Raw genomic sequence first — 23,458 nt, forward strand, 5'->3', positions numbered from 1 at the left:
GGCGTTACCAGGACTGGGTTTTCTTGAAGGTCTCGAGGATGTCTTTCAACTTGCCCTCGATCTCATCATTGAAGTTGCCAGTTTGGTTGATGTGGTTCAGCAGCTCGGCGTGCTCGCGGTCCGCATAGGCGACCAGCGCGGCTTCGAAGCTCACCACTTTGGCGACTTCGACGTCGTTCAGGTAACCGCGTTCTGCGGCAAACAGCACCAGAGACTGTTGTGCGACCGACATCGGCGCATACTGTTTCTGTTTCAGCAGCTCGGTCACTTTCTGACCGTGGCTCAGCTGTTTGCGGGTCGCGTCGTCCAGATCGGAGGCGAACTGGGAGAACGCAGCCAGTTCACGATACTGCGCCAGCGCGGTACGGATACCGCCGGACAGTTTCTTCATGATCTTGGTCTGCGCGGCGCCACCAACACGGGATACGGAGATACCCGGGTTAACTGCCGGACGAATACCGGAGTTGAACAGGTTGGATTCCAGGAAGATCTGACCATCGGTAATCGAGATTACGTTGGTCGGAACGAACGCGGAAACGTCACCCGCCTGGGTTTCAATGATCGGCAGAGCGGTCAGTGAACCGGTTTGGCCTTTAACTTCACCTTTGGTGAAGGCTTCAACGTATTCGGCGTTAACGCGCGCTGCACGCTCCAGCAAGCGGGAGTGCAGGTAGAATACGTCGCCTGGGTAAGCTTCACGACCTGGCGGACGACGAAGCAGCAGGGAAATCTGGCGGTAAGCAACGGCCTGTTTGGACAGGTCATCGTACACGATCAGCGCATCTTCACCGCGGTCACGGAAATATTCGCCCATTGCGCAACCGGCGTATGGCGCCAGGTATTGCAGTGCAGCGGATTCGGAAGCGGTCGCCACAACCACGATGGTGTTGGCCAGTGCGCCGTGCTCTTCCAGTTTGCGCACCACGTTAGCGATGGTGGACGCTTTCTGGCCGATAGCCACGTAAACGCATTTGATGCCGGAGTCGCGTTGGTTGATGATCGCATCGATCGCCAGCGCGGTTTTACCGGTCTGACGGTCACCGATCACCAGCTCACGCTGGCCACGGCCGATTGGAATCATGGCGTCAACGGATTTGTAGCCAGTCTGAACCGGCTGATCAACGGATTGACGCTCGATAACGCCTGGCGCGATAGCTTCTACCGGAGAGAAACCGTCGTTCTCAATCGGGCCTTTGCCGTCGATTGGCGCGCCCAGGGTGTTAACTACGCGGCCCAGCAGACCACGACCGACTGGAACTTCCAGGATACGGCCGGTGCATTTAACCTTCATGCCTTCGGCCAGATCCGCGTACGGACCCATAACCACGGCACCGACGGAGTCGCGCTCCAGGTTCAATGCGATTGCGTAACGGTTGCCAGGCAGCGCGATCATTTCGCCCTGCATAACTTCGGCCAGGCCGTGTACGCGGATGATCCCGTCGCTGACGGAAACGATAGTACCTTCATTGTGAGCTTCGCTCACTACATTGAACTGAGCAATGCGCTGCTTGATCAGTTCGCTGATTTCGGTGGAATTCAGTTGCATGCTCCAGTCCCCTTAAGACTGCAAGACGTCTGTCAGGCGTTCAAGACGACCGCGAACGCTGCCATCAATCACCATATCGCCGGCGCGAACAACGATGCCGGCCAGTACAGACTTGTCAATTTTGCAATTCAGCTTAACTTTGCGTGACAGACGTTTTTCCATCGCAGCGGCGATTTTCGCCTGCTGTTCGTCGCTCAGCGCGCTCGCAGAGAGCACTTCGACTTCGACGGTGGATTCCAGCGAGGCGCGCAGTTCGATGAACTGCTGCAGCACGGCAGGAAGAACCAGTAAACGTCCATTTTCGGCCATTACGCGGATAAAGTTCTGGCCATGTTCGTCGAGCCGATCGCCACAAACCGCGATGAACGTCTTGGACAGCGTTTCTGGCGCGACCGCGCCAGACAGCAGTTCAGAAATCTGTTCATTGCGAGTGACTTCAGCCGCAAACGCCAGCATTTCCTGCCAGCGCTCTACGCTTTGGTGCTCAACGGCAAAGTCAAAAGCTGCTTTGGCGTAGGGGCGAGCTACAGTGACAAATTCAGACATCAGCCCCTCCCTCCTTACAGTTCAGCGACCAGTTTATCAACGATGTCGCTGTTAGCAGCTTCATCCACGGAACGTTCGATGATCTTCTCGGCGCCGGCAATTGCCAGCATCGCGACTTGCTTACGCAACTCTTCACGAGCGCGCTTACGTTCGGCTTCGATCTCAGCCTGAGCCTGCGCCACGATTTTGTTACGTTCCTGCTCGGCTTCGGCTTTCGCTTCATCCATGATCTGAGCTTTGCGTTTGTTCGCTTGCTCGATGATCACCTGAGCTTCCGCTTTAGCAGTTTTCAGCTGGTCGGTCGCATTGGCTTGCGCTAAGTCCAGATCTTTTTTGGCACGCTCTGCAGAAGCGAGGCCGTCAGCGATTTCTTTCTGACGTTTCTCGATGGCAGCCATGATCGGCGGCCATACGTACTTCATGCAGAACCAGACAAACAGAACGAACGCGATGGCCTGGCCGAGGATTGTTGCGTTAAGATTCACAGCACAATGCCTCTTTAAAAGTTAATAGTTTGGTTACGTCGTAGAGGGTTGCTCTACTTACGCGACGGCGAACATCACGTACAGACCCAGACCTACAGCGATCATCGGGATGGCGTCGACCAGACCCATAACGATAAAGAACTGTGTACGCAGCAGAGGAATCAGGTCAGGCTGACGAGCAGCGCCTTCCAAGAATTTACCACCCAGGATGCCGATACCGATCGCAGCACCGATTGCCGCTAAACCCATCATCACAGCGGCAGCCATGTACAGCAGATCCATACTCAGGTTTTCCATGACAGTCTCCAGTTTGTTTCAGTTTAAAAGTGCAAGTGTTTTAAGAAAATCAGTGCTCTTCAGACGCCATCGACAGATAGACGATCGTCAGAACCATGAAAATAAAGGCTTGAAGCGTAATGATCAGGATGTGGAAGATAGCCCAAGGCAAGCTCAGGACCCACTGTGACCACCACGGCAACAGGCCGGCAATCAGGATGAAGATCAACTCACCCGCATACATGTTGCCGAACAGTCGCAGACCCAGTGAAACAGGTTTGGACAGCAGGCTGACACCTTCAAGAATCAGGTTGATAGGAATGAATACAGGGTGGTTGAACGGCTGCATGGTCAACTCTTTAACGAACCCGCCAACGCCTTTCATTTTGATGCTATAGAACAGAATCAGGATAAACACGCCCAGCGCCATAGACAGCGTGACGTTCACGTCGGCGGTAGGCACGACGCGCAGTGCAGGCAGACCGAGAACGTGGGTGCCGAGATAAGGCAGGAAGTCAACCGGGATGAGGTCCATCAGGTTCATCAGGAACACCCAGACGAACACGGTCAGTGCCAACGGCGCAATGACCTTGCTCTTGCCGTGGTACATGTCGCGCACGCTGCTGTCGACGAAACCGACCACCAGCTCCACGGCGGTTTGCAGTTTACCCGGCACGCCGCTGGTGGCGTTTTTGGCCACTTTGCGGAAGATCACCAGGAAGAGCGCCCCGAGGACGACGGAGAAAAACATCGAGTCGAGGTTAATCGACCAAAACCCAGTCCCGACCTGAAGCTGCGTCAGGTGGTGACCGATATACTCCTGTGGAGTCAAGACTTCTCCTGCAGACATGATGCCTCTTACCCTTATTTAGTTAAGTTCGGTAACTGTTAATCACGGCCGGTGCCACTATCTGCACCACTAACACCGCTAAATAGGTCAGGCCAAGCGGTATAAACTCCGCCTTGAACACCCCCAGCGCCACGATCAGCAAAACGATGGTGATCACGACCTTTAGCCCCTCGCCGATGGCGAACGACCAGGCAACCCTACCGGGCGCCGGCGTTTGCGCCTGATGGCGCAAGGCAAACAGCATAAACATTGCACTCGGCAACCAGGCGGCGAGACCGCCTGCCAGCGCCGAAGCGCTCCATTCCGGGCTTTTCAGCCAGAAAGCAACGCTGATCAGAACAAAAGTCATTAACTGCAAAAACAGCAGTTTGCGTGCGACTTTCCCGCTGTAAAGGGACACAGACATGACGTTTGTTCTCTCCGTACCCCAGAGGGGGTATGCTGAGTGACGTATACAACTGTTTTTGCTGTCCAGAGTCAAGCAGCAAAAAACGAGCAAATTATACGGGGCATACCAACGAATTCAATCGATAAGTAGCGAAAAGGTGAACAATTATTTAAATTTCCCTATTCCAGCCTATTTTCACAAGAAAACGGTCGGAATAATAGGGCGCATTTAATTGTCTGATTATTCCAGCGTTGCGTTTAGAAACGCGAAGCCGATCACAGTAATGTCCCTTCCTGATTTATAGCCGATGGTCAACCAAACCGTCTTTAGCAATTTGAGCGATCAAAAGATTATATAAATCAAAACATTATCAGTTAACTGTTCAAAAACAATCCGTATACCCGACGAAAACCTTTTATTGACAAGCCACGGGGCAATATTCCAACAGCCAATTAACATTAGCAGCAAACGCCAATCTTTCGCACATGATTGCTAACGTGACTATTTCCAAATGCAATTACTCTATTGTCGCTAATTAGCCGCGTTTTTTGTGTTAATAGAAAGTAAATTAACTAAAAAAAGCGACCAACTAATTAGCCTGCTTATCTTTCTGCCTGGTACTGACTTTAATTCACGCTTGTTTGATCAAAAGCAAACTCAGTTTGCCTTAAGAATCACCAGGTGGCGTTCGCCTTCCAGTTCAGGCACCTGCAGCCGCACGATGGACTCCAGGCTAACGCCCGCCGGCAGCTGCGCCAGCTCTTCATCCGGGCGCACGCCTTTCAACGCGTAAAAACGCCCCTGCCCTTTCGCCGGCAGGTGATGGCACCAGGACAGCATATCCTGCAGCGAAGCGAACGCGCGGCTGATCACGCCGTCGAACGGCGGCTCGGCCGGAAACGCCTCAACGCGGCTCTGCACCGGCTCGATATTGTTCAGGCCCAGCTCATGTTGCACCTGACGCAGGAAACGCACGCGCTTGCCCAGGCTGTCCAGCAGCGTGAAATGCGCATCCGGGCGCACGATCGCCAGCGGAATACCCGGCAAGCCGGGGCCGGTGCCGACATCGATAAAACGCGAGCCCTGCAGATGCGGGTTGACCACGATGCTGTCGAGGATGTGACGCACCAGCATTTGCTGCGGATCGCGCACCGACGTGAGGTTATAAGCCTTGTTCCACTTATCCAACATGCCGACATAGCCCAGCAGCTGCTGTTTCTGCTGATCGGGCAGCTCAATGCCTGCTACCGCGAGCAGCGAGTCTAATTTTTTTTGCACAACGGATCCTTTGGCAGGCGCTGAACGACCAGCTGATGGTTAGCTGGCGCAATGAGGCGCCTATGATAATTCAGGGCGCAAGTGATGTCAGCGGCCGTTTGGCTACGGGATGAGCAAACGGCCGCCTGGATGCGGGATTTACGCGCTGCGGCGCAGCAGTCCCTGCTTTTTCAGCCAGATCAGCAAAATCGAGATCGCCGCCGGCGTAATGCCGGAGATGCGCGAAGCCTGGCCGATGGAGTTCGGTTTGTGATCGTTCAGCTTGGCGATCACCTCGTTCGACAGCCCAGAAACCTGACGGTAGTCGAGATCCAACGGCAGCACGGTGTTCTCGTTGCGCTGTTGTTTTTCGATCTCTTCCTGCTGACGAGCGATGTAGCCTTCGTATTTGACCTGGATCTCGACCTGTTCGGCGGCTTGTACGTCGTCCAGCGGCGGTGCGAAGGCCTCGGTGCCGGTCAACTGCGCGTAATCCATCTCCGGGCGGCGCAGCAGCTCTTCGCCGTTCGCTTCGCGCGACAGCGGCGCTTTCAGCAGCGCATTGACCTGTTCGACGTTCTCGGCGTGCGGGTGCATCCAGATGTCGCGCAGGCGCTGACGTTCGCGTTCGATTCGCTCCAGCTTCTCGCTGTAACGCGCCCAACGCACGTCGTCCACCAGGCCGAGTTCACGGCCTTTTTCCGTCAGGCGGAGATCGGCGTTGTCTTCGCGCAGCATCAGACGATACTCGGCGCGCGAGGTAAACATGCGGTACGGTTCTTTGGTGCCGAGGGTGCTGAGATCGTCCACCAGCACGCCCAGGTAGGCCTGATCGCGACGTGGCGCCCAGCCTTCCTGTTCGTCAGCGAAGCGCCCGGCGTTCAGACCGGCCAACAGTCCCTGCGCAGCGGCTTCTTCATACCCGGTGGTGCCGTTGATCTGGCCGGCGAAGAACAGCCCCTGAATGAATTTGCTTTCCAGCGTCGGCTTCAGATCGCGCGGATCGAAGAAATCGTACTCGATGGCATAACCAGGGCGAATAATACGCGCGTTCTGCATGCCTTCCATCGAACGTACGATCTGCATCTGCACGTCGAACGGCAGGCTGGTGGAAATGCCGTTAGGGTAAATTTCGTTGCTGGTCAGGCCTTCCGGTTCGAGGAAGATCTGGTGCGCGTTGCGATCGGCAAAGCGCATGACCTTGTCTTCGATCGACGGGCAGTAACGTGGGCCGATCCCTTCGATGATCCCGGCATACATCGGGCTGCGATCGAGGTTATTGCGGATCACGTCATGGGTTTTTTCATTGGTATGGGTGATGTAGCACGCCATTTGTTCCGGGTGCTGGCTGGCATCGCCCAGGAACGAGAATACCGGCACCGGCGTATCGCCGTGTTGTGGCGCCAGTACGCTGAAATCGATAGTGCGGGCGTCGATGCGCGGCGGCGTACCGGTTTTCAAGCGGTTGACGCGCAGCGGCAGCTCACGCAAACGCTGCGACAGCGAGATCGAAGGAGGATCCCCGGCGCGGCCGCCGCTGTAATTCTCCAGGCCGATATGGATCTTGCCGTCCAGGAAGGTGCCGACGGTCAATACCACCGCTTTGGCGCGGAATTTCAGGCCCATTTGGGTTACGGCGCCCACTACGCGATCGTTTTCGACGATCAGATCCTCAACCGGCTGTTGGAAGATCATCAGGTTGGGCTGGTTCTCCAACGCGGTGCGGATCGCCTGGCGATACAGTACGCGATCCGCCTGCGCGCGAGTAGCGCGAACGGCAGGGCCTTTGCTGGCGTTTAGTATCCTAAACTGGATGCCGGCATGATCGATCGCCGTGGCCATCAGGCCGCCGAGTGCATCAATTTCCTTAACCAGATGCCCTTTACCAATACCGCCAATCGCCGGGTTACAGGACATCTGTCCCAGCGTATCGATATTGTGTGTCAATAATAAAGTCTGACGTCCCATGCGCGCCGCGGCCATGGCGGCCTCGGTACCTGCATGGCCACCACCGATGATGATGACGTCAAATTGATCTGGATAAAACATGGAACTGCACCTCGCCGTATTGCGAACGATCGTTATTTGCCCTGGGGTGGGGGATTCTACTCAAGTTTAGACGATCGACCAAGCGGTCAGGATCGTCGGTAATTAAAAGAAGATCTTTTTTATTTAAAGATCTCTTTATTAGATCTCTTATTAGGATCGCGATCCTCTGTGGATAAGTAACTATTCACGAAGAAGATCAGCAGATTAAGGAGGATCGTTTGCTGTGAATGATCGGTGATCCCGACGCAGATAAGCTGGGATCTAAAAGGCTTGTTATGCACAGGACAAAAAGCGACCTACGGTTGTTATTTGGATAACTACGGCTTTTACCCTGCTTTTAAGCTTAGTTATCCACAATCGTTCGCGCGATCTTTAGACAAACTAGAGTAAATTAATCCAGTTTTTTACCCATTCCTCGGCCGGATCCTCGGGAATTTCATGCTCGGTCACGTCGATCTCGAGACGATCGCCGATCCTTTTCGCGCCTCTGGCGATCAGCAGATCGTCGATCTGTTTGATCGCGCCGCAGAAGATGTCGTATTCCGAACTGCCTAAACCGACGGCGCCGAACTGCACCTCGGAAAGATCCGGCTGTTGTTCGGCGATCTGCTCCAGCAGCGGCTGAAGGTTATCCGGCAGTTCGCCGGCGCCGTGCGTGGAAGAGACCACCAGCCAGCGGCCGGTCAACGGCAGTTCATCCAGTTCAGGGCCGTGCAGCATCTCGGTAGAGAAACCCGCGTCTTCCAGCTTTTCAGCCAAATGTTCAGCCACGTATTCGGCGCTGCCAAGCGTACTGCCACTGATCAGAGTAATGTCTGCCATGAACCAACGATCCCAACCTTCTCACTCAAAGTGGCTGCATTGTACGCTGTGAATCGGCTGGGATCTACCTGTGGATAATGTGGGTATGCAATTTGGCGGGTTACGGCACGATGGTGCGCATAATGGGGTTCTGCAGCGAGATCAGCGTTTCGGTAGACTGGATCTCGTCGATGGTCTGGATCTTGTTGATAAGTACCTGCTGCAGTGCGTCGATCGATCGGCACATCACCTTGATAAAGACGCTGTAGTGGCCGGTGGTGTAATAGGCTTCCACCACTTCCTCCAGGCTTTCCAGCTTCTTCAGCGCCGAAGGGTAGTCCTTGGCGCTCTTTAATATGATACCGATAAAGCAGCACACATCGTAGCCCAGCTGTTTGGGGCTGACGTCGATGCGCGCGCCGGTGATGATCCCGGCCTGTTTCATCTTCTCTACCCGTACATGAATGGTGCCGGGGCTGACGGCGAAGTTTTTCGCCAGTTCGGCGTACGGCGTGCGCGCGTTGTCCATCAGAGCGTTGAGGATGCCGCGATCGAGATTATCGATCTGATAAATTTCCGCCATTTAATTCCCCATTAATTAACGATTGTTGAATTCTGTCCGGATAAAAATGAACGATTAAAAGTGAAAAGGCAATATTGATTAATGGATATTGAATTGGTGTGTCGTTTTGTTGCTTAATCGATGGCAACAGAGACAGGTTTATAAGAGATACGGCAATGAAAAAACAGTTTATCCAAAAACAACAACAAATCAGCCAGGTCAAATCCTTCTTCTCCCGCCAGCTGGAGCAACAGCTTGGCCTGATCGAAGTACAGGCGCCGATCCTCAGTCGTCTGGGCGACGGCACGCAGGATAACCTCTCCGGCAGCGAGAAAGCGGTGCAGGTTAAGGTGAAAACCCTGCCGGACGCCACCTTCGAAGTGGTGCATTCACTGGCGAAATGGAAACGCAAAACCCTGGGCAGCTACGATTTCGGCGCCGGCGAAGGCCTGTACACCCATATGAAGGCGCTGCGCCCGGATGAAGATCGCCTGACGCCTATCCACTCGGTGTACGTCGATCAGTGGGACTGGGAACGGGTGATGGGCGACGGAGAGCGCAGCCTGGACTACCTGAAAAGCACCGTGCGCAGCATTTACGCCGCCATCAAGGCGACGGAGGCGGAAGTCAGCCGCGAGCATGGTCTGACCCCGTTCCTGCCGGAACAGATCCACTTTGTGCACAGCGAAACCCTGCTGCAGCGTTACCCGGATCTGGACGCCAAAGGGCGCGAGCGGGCGATCGCCAAAGAGCTGGGCGCAGTGTTCCTGATCGGCATCGGCGGCAAGCTGTCGCACGGCAAATCGCACGATGTGCGGGCACCGGATTATGATGATTGGACCACCCCGGCGGCGGATGGCCTGGCGGGCCTGAACGGCGATATCGTGGTGTGGAACCCGGTGCTGCAGGACGCTTTCGAGCTGTCCTCTATGGGCATCCGCGTCGACGCCGCCGCGCTGAAACGTCAGCTGGCGCTGACCGGCGATGAAGAGCGCATGAAGCTGGAGTGGCACCAGTCGCTGCTGCGCGGCGATATGCCGCAGACCATCGGCGGCGGCATCGGTCAGTCGCGCTTGGTGATGCTGCTGCTGCAACTGTCGCATATCGGCCAGGTGCAGTGCGGCGTGTGGTCGCCGGAAGTGCGCGGGGCGGTCGAAGGCCTGCTCTGATCCCGCCTAGCGCCGCCAGCGGCGCATCAAACGGCTTTTCAGCCCGGTATCGAAGCGCCAGATATGATCGAAGATGCGCATGATGCCGGGTTTGCCGTAGGCGGACATCGCCACCGCATGGAAACGCTGCTGGTGGCTTTGCTGCTGCTGTTTCACCTTCTTTATTACCTCCTCCGGCAACCGCTGAGCGATAAAATCGGAAATGATCACCGCATCGGCGTCGAACCAGCCGCTCTCCGCCATTTTGGTGACGGTGGCGTTCAGGCAGGCCGCCAGATCGGTGCCGCCGCGAAACTGCTGGCCGAGAAAGCGCACCGCCTGTTCGATGCCGCTGGCGGCGGTGAGCTCGTAATGCACGATCTGGTTGGCGAACAGCATGATGTAGCAACGGCGGTTGTCCGCCAGCGCAATGCGCAGCAGCGCCAGGCAGAACGCCTTGGCGCACTGTTCGTTGAAGCCGCCCATCGATCCTGAGGTGTCCACGCAGACGATAAACGGCCCGCGCGGCTGTTGATCCTGCTGTTGGTGGGTGACCTGGCGGATCAGGATCTGCTCCTGCCAGACGTCGCCCTGTAGGCGGTAGCTCAGCAGCCGCTTTTCCAGCAGGCGGCGATAAAACTCGAACTCCAGCTCTTCAATGCCCAGCGTCGCCAACTCCGGCGGCAGCAAGCGCAGGATGTCGTCGCTCTGATGAATGCCGCTCACTTCTTCCGGTAGCGTGGCCGGGACCTGCACCATCACCCTGAACGGCTCCGGCTGCGCGTCCTGTTGCTGCACCGCCTTGGCCTGATAGCTGCGGCCCAACTGCTGCGCCAGCTTTTTCAGCTCCGGCTGCTGCTGCAAAAAGTTGCCGTACTCCACCAGCCGCTGGTAATCGCCGCGCTGTAGCTGGCCTTTGCTCATGTCCCACAGCCTGCCGGCGGCGGTGTCGTTTTCCGACAGCAGCGGCTCCAGCGCGCCGCTCAGCGCCAGTCGCTCCTGCAATTCCGCCATCAGTTGCTCGCGCTCCTGTTCCAGCAGCTGATGGTGCAGCATGGTGGCCTGCAGCGTCAGGCTGATGCGCCAGCGCTGCAGGAACAGGGTTTGGAAGCTGTCGTCCAGCGGATGATTGGGCAGATCGGCGGCGTCCACCAGCGCGCGCGCCTGTTCATAAAACGGCGAGACCAGCTGGCGCAGCAGCTCCATCGTGTCGTTGAGGTTGTGATAGAACTGGGTGTTGTTCTCCAGCTGGCACTGTTGGTAGCGGTAAAATTCCTGCGCCAGCGCCGGCGGCACCATGGCTTCCTGCAGACGCTCCTTGAGCTGCAGTTTCCAGCGTGGCAGATCGCGATCCAGCGCCCGGCGAAGGGCCGGAAACTTTTTAAAGAACACCGACAGCTGCGGCGCCGCCAGCATGCCGACGATCATCTCCTCGATCATTTCGCCTTCGGCGATCGCCAGCAGCAGATCGAGCGTCTCCAGACTGAGCATGGTTACTGGCCGCGCATTTGCTGCAGTTGCTGTTTAACCTGCTCCGCCACCTGCAGCAGACTGGCTTCGATCTTGGCCAGGCCGGCGACGGGCGTGAACAGACAGGGCTGATGTTGGCTGAAGGCGCGGCGCTGCTCCGCCAGGCGTTGGGCCAACGCGTCCATTTCGTCCAGCAGCGCCTGCGGCGTGGCGGTGGCCTGTTTGCCCGGCAGCGCCAGCAGCGAAGGCTGGCGGCTGACGTCCAGCACCGTCAGGTGCAGTTGGTCGTCGACCTCCAAATCGATCGGCTGCGCGAAGCCGATGCCGTTCAGCTTGGCGCGCACGTCGCCGCCTTTTTGCAGCCAGTTGTCCAGCACGCTGCTTTCGATGCTCAGATGGTTGACCTGAATGTCATGCAGCTGCAGCGGCTTTTGCAGCAACAGGGTGAGGGTGCCGCCGGCGAACGGCGTGGCCGGCGCGTATTGCGGTTTGCGGCTGAACATGCCGCCCTTTTTCACCAGGCTGATGGCCTGCCGGTCGCTTTGTTGCTGCTGATCCTGCAGCCAGCGGGTGTGGATTTGTTGCAGTTGGATCAGCATCGAGTGTTGCTGGTAGGCCGATTCGGTCAGCAGCTGATCGATCTGCTGTTGCAGCAGCTTCAGCGAGGTGAGATCGTGCCACAGGCAGTCTTTCAGCAGCATCAGGTCGAGCGGGGCGATGGCGTCGCGCCCGCTGAAGAAGGCGCAGGCCTGCAGCAGGCGCAGGGCCTTTTTCCAGCGTCGGTCAGAGACGTACGGCGCCTGTTCCAGCGCGTCCAGCCGCTGGCGCAACTGGAAAATCAGCTCAAAGCAGGCTTCCGGCAGCGCCACCTTATCGATCTGCGGCTGCCACTGCAGAAACTCTTCGTCGCTGACGCTCAGCGCCGCCGGCACCGGGTTTTGACTTTCGCTCTGGCGGTTGACCAGCAGCGAGCGGAAATTCTGCTTATCCTGCACCTTATCCAGCCACAGGCGGATCAGCATGCGGTCATATAAGGCTTCGAGGCTGTTGTCCGCTTCGGGCAGTTCGTTGGAGGCGGTGACCAGCAGGCGCAGCGGGATCGGTTCTTCGCTGTTGCCGTTGCGAAAGCGCCGTTCGTTGATCGCCGTCAGCAGGGTGTTGAGGATCGCCGGGCCGGCCTTCCAGATCTCGTCCAGAAACACGATCTCCGCTTCCGGCAGGTAGCCGGCGGTCAGACGCTGATAGCGCCCCTCATCTTTCAGCGCCTGAATGGAGAGCGGGCCGAAGACCTCTTCCGGCGTGGAAAAGCGCGTCATCAGGTATTCAAAGGAGCGGGCGTTGCGGAAGGCAAACTTCAGCCGGCGCGCGATCAGGCTCTTGGCGATGCCGGGCGGGCCGAGCAGGAATACGCTTTCGCCGCTCAACGCCGCCAGCAGGCACAGGCGAATCGCTTCTTGCCGCTCATAAAGACCGCTCTCCAGCGCGCTGCTGAGGCGGGAAATTCGTTCTGCCAGAAGGGATGATGGCGTCATATAATTGTCGCATTGTCCGAGAGTTAGCCAATCTTGGTCGATAATCCGATGATAAACCACCATTATTTTTAGTGGTATAGCTTGTTGATTAGTAATATTTTTCTAAGTTGAGCCGGATATCCGGTTCACATTTTGTTTATTTTTCGGCTCTGATATAAGGGTAGGCAAGCCGTATAAATGGTGCATACTGTGCGGCTTTCTGGTGGGCGTGACGGATCTTTGAGCCCGTATTTTGCCTGATGCGGATGCATCGCTAACGGATGTTCTGATAAAGAAACGAATTATGAGCGCAGAGCATAAGCAGTCCTTATCGGCGGTAACCCTGGCGGCCATCGGCGTGGTCTACGGTGATATCGGCACCAGCCCTCTCTATACGTTGAGAGAGTGTTTCTCCGGCCATTACGGCTTCGATGTTCGTCCAGACGTGGTTTTCGGCTTCCTGTCGCTGATTTTCTGGATGCTGATCGTGATCGTTTCCCTCAAATATCTCACCTACGTGATGCGCGCGGACAACGCCGGCGAGGGCGGCATTCTGACGCTGATGTCGCTGGCCGGGCGCAATACCTCGGCGCGCACCACCGCGGTGCTGGTGATACTGGGCCTGATCGGCGGCAGCTTCTTCTATGGCGAGGTGGTGATCACCCCGGCGATCTCGGTGATGTCGGCGATAGAGGGGTTGGAAATCGCCGCGCCTGCGCTCGATGCCTATATCGTGCCGCTCTCGATTCTGGTGCTGACCCTGCTGTTCGTTATCCAAAAACACGGCACCGGCAGCGTCGGCAAGCTGTTCGCCCCGGTAATGCTGTTGTGGTTCATCGTGTTGGCGGTACTGGGCGCGCGCAGCATCATTTCGAACCCGGAAGTGCTGCAGGCGCTGAATCCCAAATGGGCGCTCAACTTCTTTATGGAATATAAGAAGGTGTCGTTCTTCGCGCTGGGGGCGGTGGTGCTGTCGATCACCGGCGTCGAGGCGCTGTATGCCGATATGGGGCACTTCGGTAAGTTCCCGATCCGCCTGGCCTGGTTCACCGTGGTGCTGCCTTCGCTGGTGCTCAACTACTTCGGCCAGGGCGCGCTGCTGCTGAAAAACCCTGAGGCGATCAAAAACCCGTTCTTCCTGCTGGCACCCGACTGGGCGCTGATCCCGCTGCTGATTCTGGCGACCCTGGCGACGGTTATCGCTTCGCAGGCGGTGATTTCCGGCGTATTCTCGCTGACCCGCCAGGCGGTGCGCCTGGGCTATCTGTCGCCGATGCGCATTATTCACACCTCGGAAATGGAATCCGGCCAGATCTACATTCCAGTGATCAACTGGACACTGTACATCTCGGTGGTGCTGGTGATTGTCGGTTTCGAACACTCCAGCAACCTGGCGGCGGCGTACGGCATCGCCGTCACCGGCACCATGGTGCTGACCAGCATTCTGGTCACCTCGGTGGCGATCAACAACTGGCACTGGAATCGCTTCCTGGCGCTCGGCATCGCTGCCATCTTGCTGATCATCGACGTGCCGATGTTCTCCGCCAACGCCCTGAAGCTGTTCTCCGGCGGCTGGTTGCCGCTGACCTTGGCGCTGGTGATGTTTATCATTATGACCACCTGGAAGAGCGAGCGCTTCCGCCTGCTGCGCCGCCTGCATGAACACGGCAACTCGCTGGAGGCGATGATCGCCTCGCTGGAGAAATCGCCGCCGGTGCGGGTGCCGGGTACCGCGGTGTTCCTGTCGCGCGCCACTAACGTCATTCCTTTTGCGCTGCTGCACAACCTGAAGCACAACAAGGTGCTGCATGAGCGCGTGGTGCTGCTGACGCTGCGCACCGAGGATGCGCCTTACGTGCACAATGTGCGCCGGGTGACCATCGAACAGCTGTCGCCGACCTTCTGGCGGGTAGTGGCCAGCTACGGCTGGCGGGAAACGCCGAACGTCGAGGAGGTATTCCACCGCTGCGGGCTGGAAGGGTTGCCGTGCCGCATGTCGGAGACCTCGTTCTTCATGTCCCATGAATCGCTGATCCTCACCAAGCGGCCGTGGTACCTCTACCTGCGCGGCAAGCTGTTCGTCGCCCTGAGCCGAAACGCGCTGCGCGCGCCGGATCAGTTTGAGATCCCGCCGAACCGGGTCATCGAGCTCGGCACACAGGTCGAGATCTAACCCGCCTGACAGGGGCTCAGCATGGCTGAGCCCCTTTTGTTTGCGCATTGTCCGTGCGTGAACGAAACGTTTCGATAGCGATCACACTTCTGCATTGTCCCGGTTGCCTTCCCCTGCCGTTTTTTTAAACTCCCCCAGAGAGCGAAACGTTTCGCTAGCGGAGTGAGAAGATGAAAAAAGGCGTATTACTGAATTCCGACGTGTCTGCCGTGATTGCCCGGCTGGGGCATACCGACCAGCTCACCCTGTGCGACGCGGGCCTGCCGATACCGGCGGCGACGCAGCGCATCGATCTGGCGCTGACGCAGGGCGTGCCGACCTTCATGCAGGTGTTCGCGGCGGTCACGCAAGAGATGCAGGTAGAAAGCGCCATCCTGGCGGAAGAGATCGTGAAACAGAATCCGTCGCTCCACGAGGCACTGTTGGCTGAACTGACCGCACTGGGCCAACGCCAGGGCAATACCATCAGCGTGCGTTATATCAGCCATCAGGCGTTTAAAGCGCAAACCGAGCACAGCCGGGCGGTGATCCGCAGCGGGGAGTGTTCGCCTTACGCGAACCTGATCCTGTGCGCCGGCGTAACTTTCTGAGGCGTTTATGCAACCTTTACTGCAACTGAAAGGGATTGATAAAGCCTTTCCCGGCGTGAAGGCGCTTTCCGGCGCCGCCCTCAGCGTTTATCCCGGCAAGGTGATGGCGCTGGTGGGGGAAAACGGCGCCGGGAAGTCCACCATGATGAAAGTGCTGACCGGCATCTATCAGAAAGACGCCGGCAGCCAGTATTTTCTCGGTAACGAGGTGGCGTTCAACGGGCCTAAAGATTCGCAGGAAGCGGGCATCGGCATTATCCATCAGGAGCTGAACCTGATCCCGCAGCTGACGATTGCGGAAAACATCTTCCTCGGCCGCGAGTTCGTCAACCGTTTCGGCCGCATTGACTGGAAGCGTATGTACGCCGAGGCCGATCGCTTGCTGGCGCGCCTCAACCTGCGCTACAGCAGCCACCGGCTGGTGGGCGAGCTGTCGATCGGCGATCAGCAGATGGTGGAGATCGCCAAGGTGCTGAGCTTCGAATCGAAAGTGATCATCATGGACGAACCGACCGACGCGCTGACCGACACCGAAACCGCCTCGCTGTTCAAAGTGATCAACGAGCTGAAGGCCGAAGGGCGCGGCATCGTTTATATCTCGCACCGCCTGAAAGAGATTTTTGAAATCTGCGACGACGTGACCGTGTTCCGCGACGGGCAGTTTATCGCCGAGCGGCCGGTGAGCGAGCTGCAGGAAGATTCGCTGATTGAGATGATGGTCGGCCGCAAGCTGGAAGAACAATACCCGCGCCTTGATTTGCCGCGCGGGGAAAAACGGCTGGAAGTCAGCCACCTTTCCGGCCCCGGCGTTGAGGACGTCAGTTTTACGCTGTATCGCGGCGAGATCCTCGGCGTGGCCGGGCTGATGGGCGCCGGGCGCACCGAACTGATGAAGATCCTGTACGGCGCCGCGCCGCGCAAGGCCGGCACCGTCAGCCTGGATGGCCGCGAGGTGGTCACCCATTCGCCGCAGGACGGGTTGGCGAACGGCATCGTCTATATCTCGGAAGACCGCAAGCGCGACGGCCTGGTGCTGGGCATGTCGGTGAAGGAAAACATGTCGCTGACCGCGCTGCGCTACTTCAGCCGCGCCGACGGCAGCCTGAAACAGGCCGACGAGCGGCAGGCGGTGGGGGATTTCATCCGGCTGTTCAATATCAAAACGCCGTCGATGGAGCAGCCGATCGGTCTGCTTTCCGGCGGCAATCAGCAAAAAGTGGCGATCGCCCGCGGCCTGATGACCCGGCCGAAGGTGCTGATCCTCGATGAGCCGACGCGCGGCGTCGACGTCGGCGCCAAAAAAGAGATCTATCAGTTAATCAACCAGTTCAAGCAGGAAGGGCTGAGCATCATTCTGGTGTCTTCGGAGATGCCGGAGGTGATGGGCATGAGCGATCGCATTCTGGTGATGCACGAAGGGCATCTCAGCGGCGAGTTCCCGATTGAACAGGCCACCCAGGAAGCGTTGATGGCGGCAGCCGTCGGCAAGCAATACGGCGTAAAGCAGGAGTAATCAGATATGAGTTCCCAGACTATCGCAGCCAAGCGCTGGTTCAGTAAAGAGTGGCTGTTAGAGCAGAAGTCGTTGATTGCGCTGCTGGTGCTGATCGCCGTGGTCTCTTCCATGAGCCCGAACTTTTTCACTCTGAACAATCTGTTCAATATTCTGCAGCAAACCTCGGTGAACGCCATCATGGCGGTGGGGATGACGCTGGTGATCCTTACGTCCGGCATCGATCTGTCGGTGGGATCGCTGCTGGCGTTGACCGGCGCGGTGGCGGCGTCGATCGTCGGCTTTGAGGTCAACGCGCTGGTGGCGGTGGCGGCGGCATTGGCGCTGGGCGCCGCGGTTGGCGCCTGCACCGGGGTGATCGTCGCCAAAGGCAAAGTGCAGGCCTTTATCGCCACGCTGGTGATGATGCTGCTGCTGCGCGGCGTCACCATGGTGTACACCAACGGCAGCCCGGTCAACACCGGTTTCACCGACGTGGCCGACACCTTCGGCTGGTTCGGCATCGGCCGCCCGCTGGGCGTGCCTACGCCGATCTGGATCATGGCAATCGTGTTCATCGCCGCCTGGTATATGCTGCACCACACGCGCCTGGGCCGCTATATTTATGCCCTGGGCGGCAATGAAGCGGCAACCCGCCTGTCCGGCATCAGCGTCGATAAGGTGAAGATTATCGTCTACTCGCTGTGCGGCCTGCTGGCGGCGCTGGCCGGGGTGATCGAAGTGGCGCGCCTGTCGTCGGCGCAGCCGACCGCCGGCACCGGCTATGAGCTGGACGCCATCGCCGCCGTGGTGCTGGGCGGCACCAGCCTGGCCGGCGGCAAGGGCCGCATCGTCGGCACGCTGATCGGGGCGCTGATCCTCGGCTTCCTGAACAACGGCCTGAATTTACTGGGTGTTTCTTCCTACTACCAAATGATCGTGAAGGCAGTGGTGATACTGCTGGCGGTTCTGGTAGATAACAAAAGCAACAAGTAACCTCCCCCTACAGGAATCACGATGATGAAAATGAAAAAACTGGCAACCTTAGCCTCCGCCATCGCGCTGAGCGCCACCCTGAGCGCCAATGCCATGGCCAAAGACACCATCGCGCTGGTGGTGTCCACCCTCAACAACCCGTTCTTCGTCTCAATGAAGGATGGCGCGCAGCAAGAGGCCAACAAGCTGGGCTACAACCTGGTGGTGCTGGATTCCCAGAACAACCCGGCGAAAGAGCTGGCCAACGTGCAGGATCTGATGGTGCGCGCGCCCAAGCTGCTGCTGATCAACCCGACCGACTCCGATGCGGTGGGCAACGCCATCAAGATGGCCAACCAGGCTAAGATCCCGGTCATTACGCTGGACCGCGTGGCGAGCAAGGGTGAGGTGGTGAGCCACATCGCTTCGGACAACCGCGTGGGCGGCAAAATGGCCGGCGACTTCATCGCCAAGAAGGTGGGCGCCGATGCCAAGGTGATTCAGCTGGAAGGCATCGCCGGCACTTCCGCCGCGCGTGAACGCGGTGAAGGCTTCAAGCAGTCGCTGGATCAGAATAAATTCAAACTGTTGGCCAGCCAGCCGGCCGATTTCGATCGCACCAAGGGCCTGAACGTGATGCAGAACCTGCTGACCGCGCACCCGGACGTGCAGGCGGTGTTCGCCCAGAACGATGAAATGGCGCTGGGTGCGCTGCGCGCGCTGCAAACCGCCGGTAAAACCGACGTGATCGTGGTAGGCTTCGACGGCACCGCCGACGGCGTGAAAGCGGTTGAAGGCGGCAAGCTGGCGGCGACCGTGGCGCAGCGTCCCGATCAGATCGGCGTGATCGGTGTGGAAACCGCCGATAAAGTGCTGAAAGGCGAAAAAGTGCCGGCGACCATCCCGGTCGATTTGAAACTGGTCACTAAATAAGTCATACCAGCGCCATCGGAACGGGGCGTTTACGATGGCGCGCAATTCAGGAATCAATGCGATGGAAACAGGTAAGCTGGTGGTTCTTGGCAGCATCAATGCCGACCATATCCTCAATATTGAACACTTCCCCCACCCGGGCGAAACGGTGATCGGGAAACAGTATAAGGTGGCGTTTGGCGGCAAGGGCGCGAATCAGGCGGTGGCGGCCGGGCGCAGCGGGGCGGAGATCGCCTTTATCGCCTGCGTGGGCGCCGACGACATTGGCGAACGTGTCCGCCGGCAGCTGGCGAGCGATCGCATTGATACCCAACCGATTGAAGCCATCGCCGACAGCACCACCGGCGTGGCGCTGATCTTCGTCAACGCCGAAGGCGAGAACGTGATCGGCATCGATGCCGGCGCCAACGCGGCGGTGACGCCGGATTACCTGGCACGCTACCAACAAAAAGTGATCGATGCCGACGCTTTGCTGATGCAGCTGGAGTCGCCGCTGGAGACGGTGATCGCCGCCGCCCGCCTGGCGAAGCAGCATCACACGCAGGTGATCCTCAACCCGGCCCCGGCGCGTGAGCTGCCGGACGAGCTGCTGGGCATGATCGATATGATCACCCCGAATGAAACCGAAGCCCAGCGCCTGACCGGCATCGCCGTGGACAACGACGCCGATGCGGCGCGCGCGGCGCAGGCGCTGCACGACAAGGGCATCGCGACGGTGATCATCACCCTCGGCAGCCGCGGCGTGTGGCTGAGCGAAAACGGCAACGGCAAACGGGTGCCCGGCTTCAAGGTGCAAGCGGTGGATACTATCGCCGCCGGCGATACCTTTAACGGTGCGCTGGTCACTGCCCTGTTGGAAGGCAAGGCCATGGCCGACGCGGTGCGTTTCGCCCATGCGGCGGCGGCGATCGCCGTGACCCGCCCTGGCGCGCAGCCTTCGGTGCCGTGGCGTGAAGATATCGACGCCTTCTTGCAGCAGCAGGGGTGATCCTTTGGCCACCATGAAAGATGTCGCCCGCCTGGCGGGCGTTTCAACCTCTACCGTTTCGCATGTGGTCAACAACAATCGCTTTGTCAGCGACAGCGTGCGCGACAAGGTCATGGCGGCCGTAGAACAGCTGAACTATGCGCCTTCCGCGCTGGCGCGCAGCCTGAAGCTCAATCAGACGCGCACCATCGGCATGCTGGTGACCGCCAGCAACAACCCGTTTTATGCCGAAGTGGTGCGCGGCGTGGAGCGCAGCTGCTATGAACGCGGCTACAGTTTAATCCTGTGCAATACCGAAGAAGACGCCGCGCGCATGAACCGCAGCATGGAGACGCTGCTGCAAAAGCGCGTCGACGGTTTGCTGCTGATGTGCACCGAAAACCACCGGCCATCGCAAGATGCCCTGAGCCGCTACCCGTCATTGCCGATCGTGATGATGGACTGGGCGCCGTTCGAGGGCGCCAACGACATTATTCAGGATAACTCGCTGCTGGGCGGCGAGATGGCGACCGATCATCTGATCGCCCGCGGCTACCGCAAGATCGCCTGCATCGCCGGCCCGCAGGATAAAACCACCGCCCGTCACCGGCTGGAAGGCTATCGCAACGCGATGCGGCGCGCCGGATTGCCGGTTCCGCCAGGGTATGAAGTGCATTGCGATTTTGAGTTTGAGGGCGGCGTGAACGCCATGCGCCAACTGCTGGCGCTGGACGAGCCGCCGCATGCGGTGTTCGCCGGCAACGACGCTGTGGCGGTGGGCGTTTATCAGGCGCTGTATCAGGCCGGGCTCTCCGTGCCGCAGGATATGGCGGTGATGGGCTACGATGACATTGAGCTGGCGCGCTATCTGGCGCCGCCGCTGAGCACCATTCATCAGCCGAAGGATTCGCTGGGCGAACTGGCGATCGATGCTCTGATCAATCGCCTGCAAAACCCGGAGCGCGCCCCCCAGGTGCTGGTGCTGACGCCCGAGCTGGTGGAACGCGCCTCGGTGGGCCGCCGTTAACTCGCCGCCTTCGCTTCTTTCTTGCTTTCCTGGCCGCTGATCAAATTGCGGCCATCCTTCCTTCTCAGCAACATAAACACCAGCGCCGACGCTACGGTGACGATCCCCATGGTGATAAAGGTGTAATGGAAGTGGTCGATCATGGTGCCTAACGACAGAGATTCGTAAAAACGCAGCACCGCCGCGCTGATCGCAACGCCGAAGCTGATGGACAGCTGCTGGGTGACCGCCAGGACGCTGTTGCCGGCGCTGGCGTTGGCGTCGTTCAAATCCGCCAGGCTGATGGTGTTCATGGCGGTGAACTGGGTGGACATCGCCATACCCAGCACGAACAGCGGCAGGATCATCAGCCACAGCGGCATGCCCGGGCTTTGCAGGGCGAACTGGGCGATCAGCACCCCGATGATGACGGCGATGCCGACCAGCGTTTTTCGGTAGCCGAACCAGCGCAGCACCTGAGTGACGGTGGATTTCGCCATCAGCGAACCGATGGCGGTCGGTGCCATCATGCAGCCGGCGACGATCGCCGTATAGCCGAATCCCACCTGTAGCATGAGCGGCATTAAAAACGGCACGCAGCCGGTGCCCAGCCTGGAGGCGACGTTGCCGGCGATGCCGACCGAGAAAGTGCGGGTTTTGAACAGGTCGAGACCGATCAGCGGCTGAGGATGACGGCGGGCGTGCGCGATGTAGCCGAACAACATCACGAAGCCGCTGAGCAGAATGCCCAGCGAAACGTAGCTCGCCAGTACCCGCTCGCCAAACAGTTCCAGCCCGGTAGAGATCAGCACCAGGCTCAGGCCGAACAGCATAAAGCCAAGGAAGTCGAAGCGGCGCTTGGGCGTGGTGAAGTCCGGCATGTATTTACGCGCATAGAAGATGCCGAGCAGGCCGATAGGGATATTGATCAGGAAAATCCAGTGCCAGGTGGCGTAGGTGACCAGCCAGCCGCCCAGCAGCGGCCCCAGAATCGGCCCGACCAGGCCGGGCATGGTGACGAAGTTCAGCACCGGCAGCAGTTCGCTGCGCGGGTAGGCTCGCAGCAGTGCCAATCGCGCGACCGGCATCATCATCGCGCCGCCGATGCCCTGCAGCACGCGAGAGGCGACCAGCGCGCTCAGCGTAGGGGACAGAGCGCATAGCAGCGAGCCGAGGGTGAATAACGTGACGGCGAAGATGAACACGCGCCGGGTGCCGAAGCGGTCCGCCAGCCAGCCGCTGACCGGGATCAGCATCGCCACCGTCAGCGTGTAGCTGATGACGGCCGATTGCATCGCCAGCGGCGAACGCCCCAGACTTTGGGCGATCGCCGGCAGCGCGGTATTGAGGATAGTGGCGTCCAGCGCCTGCATAAAGAACGCCATTGCGGCGATCCACGGAAGTCCTGCCATACTGCGCGCGGATTGGGTCATGGTCGGTCCTGGTTAAATGGTCGTCTGTCCCTCGTCTCTTTCTTCTATATATAAGCGGGGAGCGTGTCTAGTCTTTCTCTTTCAGCAGTATCTGGCAGGCGACGAGGGCACCGGCGCTGTCTCCGGCGAGTATCGCATCGACGATAGCCTGATGATGGCGCAGCTTGATCACTTCATTGCCGGTGATGGCGCGGAAGTAGCTTTGGTACACAGAACTGAACAGGTTGGCGAACGAGGTCAGGAACGGGTTGCCGCTGGCTTCGTAGATGAGCTGGTGGAATTGGGTATCGACCTGGATCCAACGCTCGCGATCAAACTGGGTATGCAGCGCGCGCATTTCCGCCATCAGCTCCGCCAGCAGCTTGGTTTGCTGCGGGCTGGCGTGGTTTGCCGCCAACGCGCAGGCCTGCGGCTCCAGCGAGGTACGCAGGATAAGGAAGTGTTGCATCACCTGATCGAAGTTTTCCCGCGTCATCCACCAGGTCAGTAAATCCTGATCGAGGAAATTCCATTGGCTCTGCGGCATCACGCGGGTGCCGATGCGCGGGCGCGGTAGCAGCATGCCTTTGGCGGCTAACATCTTTACCGCTTCGCGTACTGCGGTGCGGCTGACGCCGAATTGCTCGCCCAGTTCCATTTCACCGGGCAGGATGCTGCCGGCCTGATAATCGCCCGCCAGAATTTGTTGGCCAAGTTTCTCTGCAAGCAGATAAGAAAGATTGCGTTGGGCGGCCTGTTGTTGTGCATTTAACGGCATGGCTGCGGGTCCTTACTGACATCGTTATTTCTATTTTACTCCAGTGATCGCCAGCTTTTATGGCTGTTTGCCTGAAAAAGTGACATAAATTCGTCGCTTTTTCGTCCTTTTGTTGAAAAAAAGCGCGCTTGAAAAGTTTTTTGCATTTAGGGGTTGCGGCCTGCCGAGAACTCCCTATAATGCGCCTCCACTGACCGGGAACAACGACTGACAAGCCGCCGGGTCAGCGAGAAGACAGCGAAA

At 58.5% G+C, this 23,458-nt stretch carries 22 protein-coding genes; 8 read left to right on the forward strand and 14 right to left on the reverse strand.

Annotated features, from left to right (window positions below; all coding sequences use genetic code 11):
* Nucleotides 1-4 precede the first annotated feature (4 nt).
* The 10 genes from atpA to asnC form a co-directional block, all read right to left on the reverse strand.
* Nucleotides 5-1,546, reverse strand: a complete 1,542-nt coding sequence (gene atpA, locus ACJ8HB_RS15395; RefSeq protein ID WP_004933808.1) for a F0F1 ATP synthase subunit alpha — start codon at nucleotides 1,544-1,546, stop codon at nucleotides 5-7.
* Between the two features lie 12 nt (nucleotides 1,547-1,558).
* Nucleotides 1,559-2,092, reverse strand: coding sequence for a F0F1 ATP synthase subunit delta (atpH, locus tag ACJ8HB_RS15400; RefSeq protein WP_033649565.1), 534 nt, complete (start codon nucleotides 2,090-2,092; stop codon nucleotides 1,559-1,561).
* Between the two features lie 14 nt (nucleotides 2,093-2,106).
* Entirely contained in the window at nucleotides 2,107-2,577 is a 471-nt protein-coding gene (gene atpF / locus ACJ8HB_RS15405) for a F0F1 ATP synthase subunit B (protein ID WP_004933804.1), read from the reverse strand.
* Nucleotides 2,578-2,634: 57 nt separating this feature from the next.
* Nucleotides 2,635-2,874 (reverse strand): F0F1 ATP synthase subunit C, encoded by a 240-nt coding sequence (atpE, locus tag ACJ8HB_RS15410; protein ID WP_004093904.1) that lies wholly within the window; start codon nucleotides 2,872-2,874, stop codon nucleotides 2,635-2,637.
* 49 nt (nucleotides 2,875-2,923) lie between these two features.
* A complete protein-coding gene (gene atpB, locus ACJ8HB_RS15415; RefSeq protein WP_025160299.1) occupies nucleotides 2,924-3,703 on the reverse strand; it encodes a F0F1 ATP synthase subunit A in 780 nt (259 codons plus the stop codon).
* 22 nt (nucleotides 3,704-3,725) lie between these two features.
* Complete coding sequence (atpI, locus tag ACJ8HB_RS15420) at nucleotides 3,726-4,109, reverse strand: F0F1 ATP synthase subunit I (protein ID WP_004933796.1); 384 nt, start codon at nucleotides 4,107-4,109, stop codon at nucleotides 3,726-3,728.
* Between the two features lie 639 nt (nucleotides 4,110-4,748).
* On the reverse strand, nucleotides 4,749-5,369 hold the full coding sequence (gene rsmG, locus ACJ8HB_RS15425) for a 16S rRNA (guanine(527)-N(7))-methyltransferase RsmG (RefSeq protein WP_094860173.1): 621 nt from the start codon (nucleotides 5,367-5,369) through the stop codon (nucleotides 4,749-4,751).
* Nucleotides 5,370-5,507: 138 nt separating this feature from the next.
* Nucleotides 5,508-7,397 carry a tRNA uridine-5-carboxymethylaminomethyl(34) synthesis enzyme MnmG gene (mnmG, locus tag ACJ8HB_RS15430; protein ID WP_033649567.1) on the reverse strand — a complete coding sequence of 630 codons (1,890 nt, stop codon included), beginning with the start codon at nucleotides 7,395-7,397 and terminating at the stop codon, nucleotides 5,508-5,510.
* Nucleotides 7,398-7,778: 381 nt separating this feature from the next.
* On the reverse strand, nucleotides 7,779-8,219 hold the full coding sequence (gene mioC, locus ACJ8HB_RS15435; RefSeq protein WP_033649568.1) for an FMN-binding protein MioC: 441 nt from the start codon (nucleotides 8,217-8,219) through the stop codon (nucleotides 7,779-7,781).
* Nucleotides 8,220-8,319: 100 nt separating this feature from the next.
* Nucleotides 8,320-8,781: a transcriptional regulator AsnC gene (asnC, locus tag ACJ8HB_RS15440; RefSeq protein WP_004933786.1), complete on the reverse strand. Its 462-nt coding sequence runs from the start codon at nucleotides 8,779-8,781 to the stop codon at nucleotides 8,320-8,322.
* A 155-nt stretch (nucleotides 8,782-8,936) separates the two neighbouring features.
* On the opposite strand from asnC, the gene asnA reads away from it, so the two are divergent.
* Complete coding sequence (asnA, locus tag ACJ8HB_RS15445; RefSeq protein WP_033636511.1) at nucleotides 8,937-9,929, forward strand: aspartate--ammonia ligase; 993 nt, start codon at nucleotides 8,937-8,939, stop codon at nucleotides 9,927-9,929.
* A gap of 6 nt (nucleotides 9,930-9,935) precedes the next feature.
* Here asnA and viaA read toward each other — a convergent pair whose 3' ends face one another.
* Nucleotides 9,936-11,399: an ATPase RavA stimulator ViaA gene (viaA, locus tag ACJ8HB_RS15450; RefSeq protein ID WP_033649569.1), complete on the reverse strand. Its 1,464-nt coding sequence runs from the start codon at nucleotides 11,397-11,399 to the stop codon at nucleotides 9,936-9,938.
* Between the two features lie 2 nt (nucleotides 11,400-11,401).
* Nucleotides 11,402-12,910 carry an ATPase RavA gene (ravA, locus tag ACJ8HB_RS15455; protein WP_094860172.1) on the reverse strand — a complete coding sequence of 503 codons (1,509 nt, stop codon included), beginning with the start codon at nucleotides 12,908-12,910 and terminating at the stop codon, nucleotides 11,402-11,404.
* A 283-nt stretch (nucleotides 12,911-13,193) separates the two neighbouring features.
* Between ravA and kup the strand changes: the two genes are divergently transcribed.
* The 7 genes from kup (at nucleotide 13,194) to rbsR (ending at nucleotide 21,046) form a co-directional block, all read left to right on the forward strand.
* The gene (gene kup / locus ACJ8HB_RS15460; protein ID WP_033636508.1) at nucleotides 13,194-15,062 is read left to right on the forward strand and encodes a low affinity potassium transporter Kup; all 1,869 of its coding nucleotides are present in this window, start codon (nucleotides 13,194-13,196) and stop codon (nucleotides 15,060-15,062) included.
* A gap of 170 nt (nucleotides 15,063-15,232) precedes the next feature.
* Complete coding sequence (gene rbsD / locus ACJ8HB_RS15465; RefSeq protein WP_033649571.1) at nucleotides 15,233-15,652, forward strand: D-ribose pyranase; 420 nt, start codon at nucleotides 15,233-15,235, stop codon at nucleotides 15,650-15,652.
* Nucleotides 15,653-15,659: 7 nt separating this feature from the next.
* Nucleotides 15,660-17,165, forward strand: coding sequence for a ribose ABC transporter ATP-binding protein RbsA (gene rbsA, locus ACJ8HB_RS15470; RefSeq protein WP_033636505.1), 1,506 nt, complete (start codon nucleotides 15,660-15,662; stop codon nucleotides 17,163-17,165).
* A 6-nt stretch (nucleotides 17,166-17,171) separates the two neighbouring features.
* On the forward strand, nucleotides 17,172-18,140 hold the full coding sequence (gene rbsC / locus ACJ8HB_RS15475; RefSeq protein ID WP_019455467.1) for a ribose ABC transporter permease: 969 nt from the start codon (nucleotides 17,172-17,174) through the stop codon (nucleotides 18,138-18,140).
* Between the two features lie 24 nt (nucleotides 18,141-18,164).
* Nucleotides 18,165-19,052 carry a ribose ABC transporter substrate-binding protein RbsB gene (gene rbsB / locus ACJ8HB_RS15480; RefSeq protein WP_033638632.1) on the forward strand — a complete coding sequence of 296 codons (888 nt, stop codon included), beginning with the start codon at nucleotides 18,165-18,167 and terminating at the stop codon, nucleotides 19,050-19,052.
* 61 nt (nucleotides 19,053-19,113) lie between these two features.
* Nucleotides 19,114-20,040 carry a ribokinase gene (gene rbsK, locus ACJ8HB_RS15485; RefSeq protein ID WP_033649572.1) on the forward strand — a complete coding sequence of 309 codons (927 nt, stop codon included), beginning with the start codon at nucleotides 19,114-19,116 and terminating at the stop codon, nucleotides 20,038-20,040.
* A gap of 4 nt (nucleotides 20,041-20,044) precedes the next feature.
* Nucleotides 20,045-21,046: a ribose operon transcriptional repressor RbsR gene (rbsR, locus tag ACJ8HB_RS15490; RefSeq protein ID WP_025160301.1), complete on the forward strand. Its 1,002-nt coding sequence runs from the start codon at nucleotides 20,045-20,047 to the stop codon at nucleotides 21,044-21,046.
* Here rbsR and mdtD read toward each other — a convergent pair.
* Together mdtD and ACJ8HB_RS15500 are read right to left on the reverse strand one after the other, a co-directional pair.
* Nucleotides 21,043-22,458, reverse strand: coding sequence for a multidrug transporter subunit MdtD (gene mdtD, locus ACJ8HB_RS15495; protein ID WP_442520199.1), 1,416 nt, complete (start codon nucleotides 22,456-22,458; stop codon nucleotides 21,043-21,045). The two genes, rbsR and mdtD, sit on opposite strands and share 4 nt — an antisense overlap.
* Before the next feature lie 67 nt (nucleotides 22,459-22,525).
* Nucleotides 22,526-23,215, reverse strand: a complete 690-nt coding sequence (locus ACJ8HB_RS15500; RefSeq protein WP_033653941.1) for a FadR/GntR family transcriptional regulator — start codon at nucleotides 23,213-23,215, stop codon at nucleotides 22,526-22,528.
* Between the last annotated feature and the right edge of the window lie 243 nt (nucleotides 23,216-23,458).

The organism is Serratia sp. CY27727, assembly GCF_052169275.1.
In the GTDB taxonomy this organism is placed as follows: domain Bacteria; phylum Pseudomonadota; class Gammaproteobacteria; order Enterobacterales; family Enterobacteriaceae; genus Serratia; species Serratia sarumanii.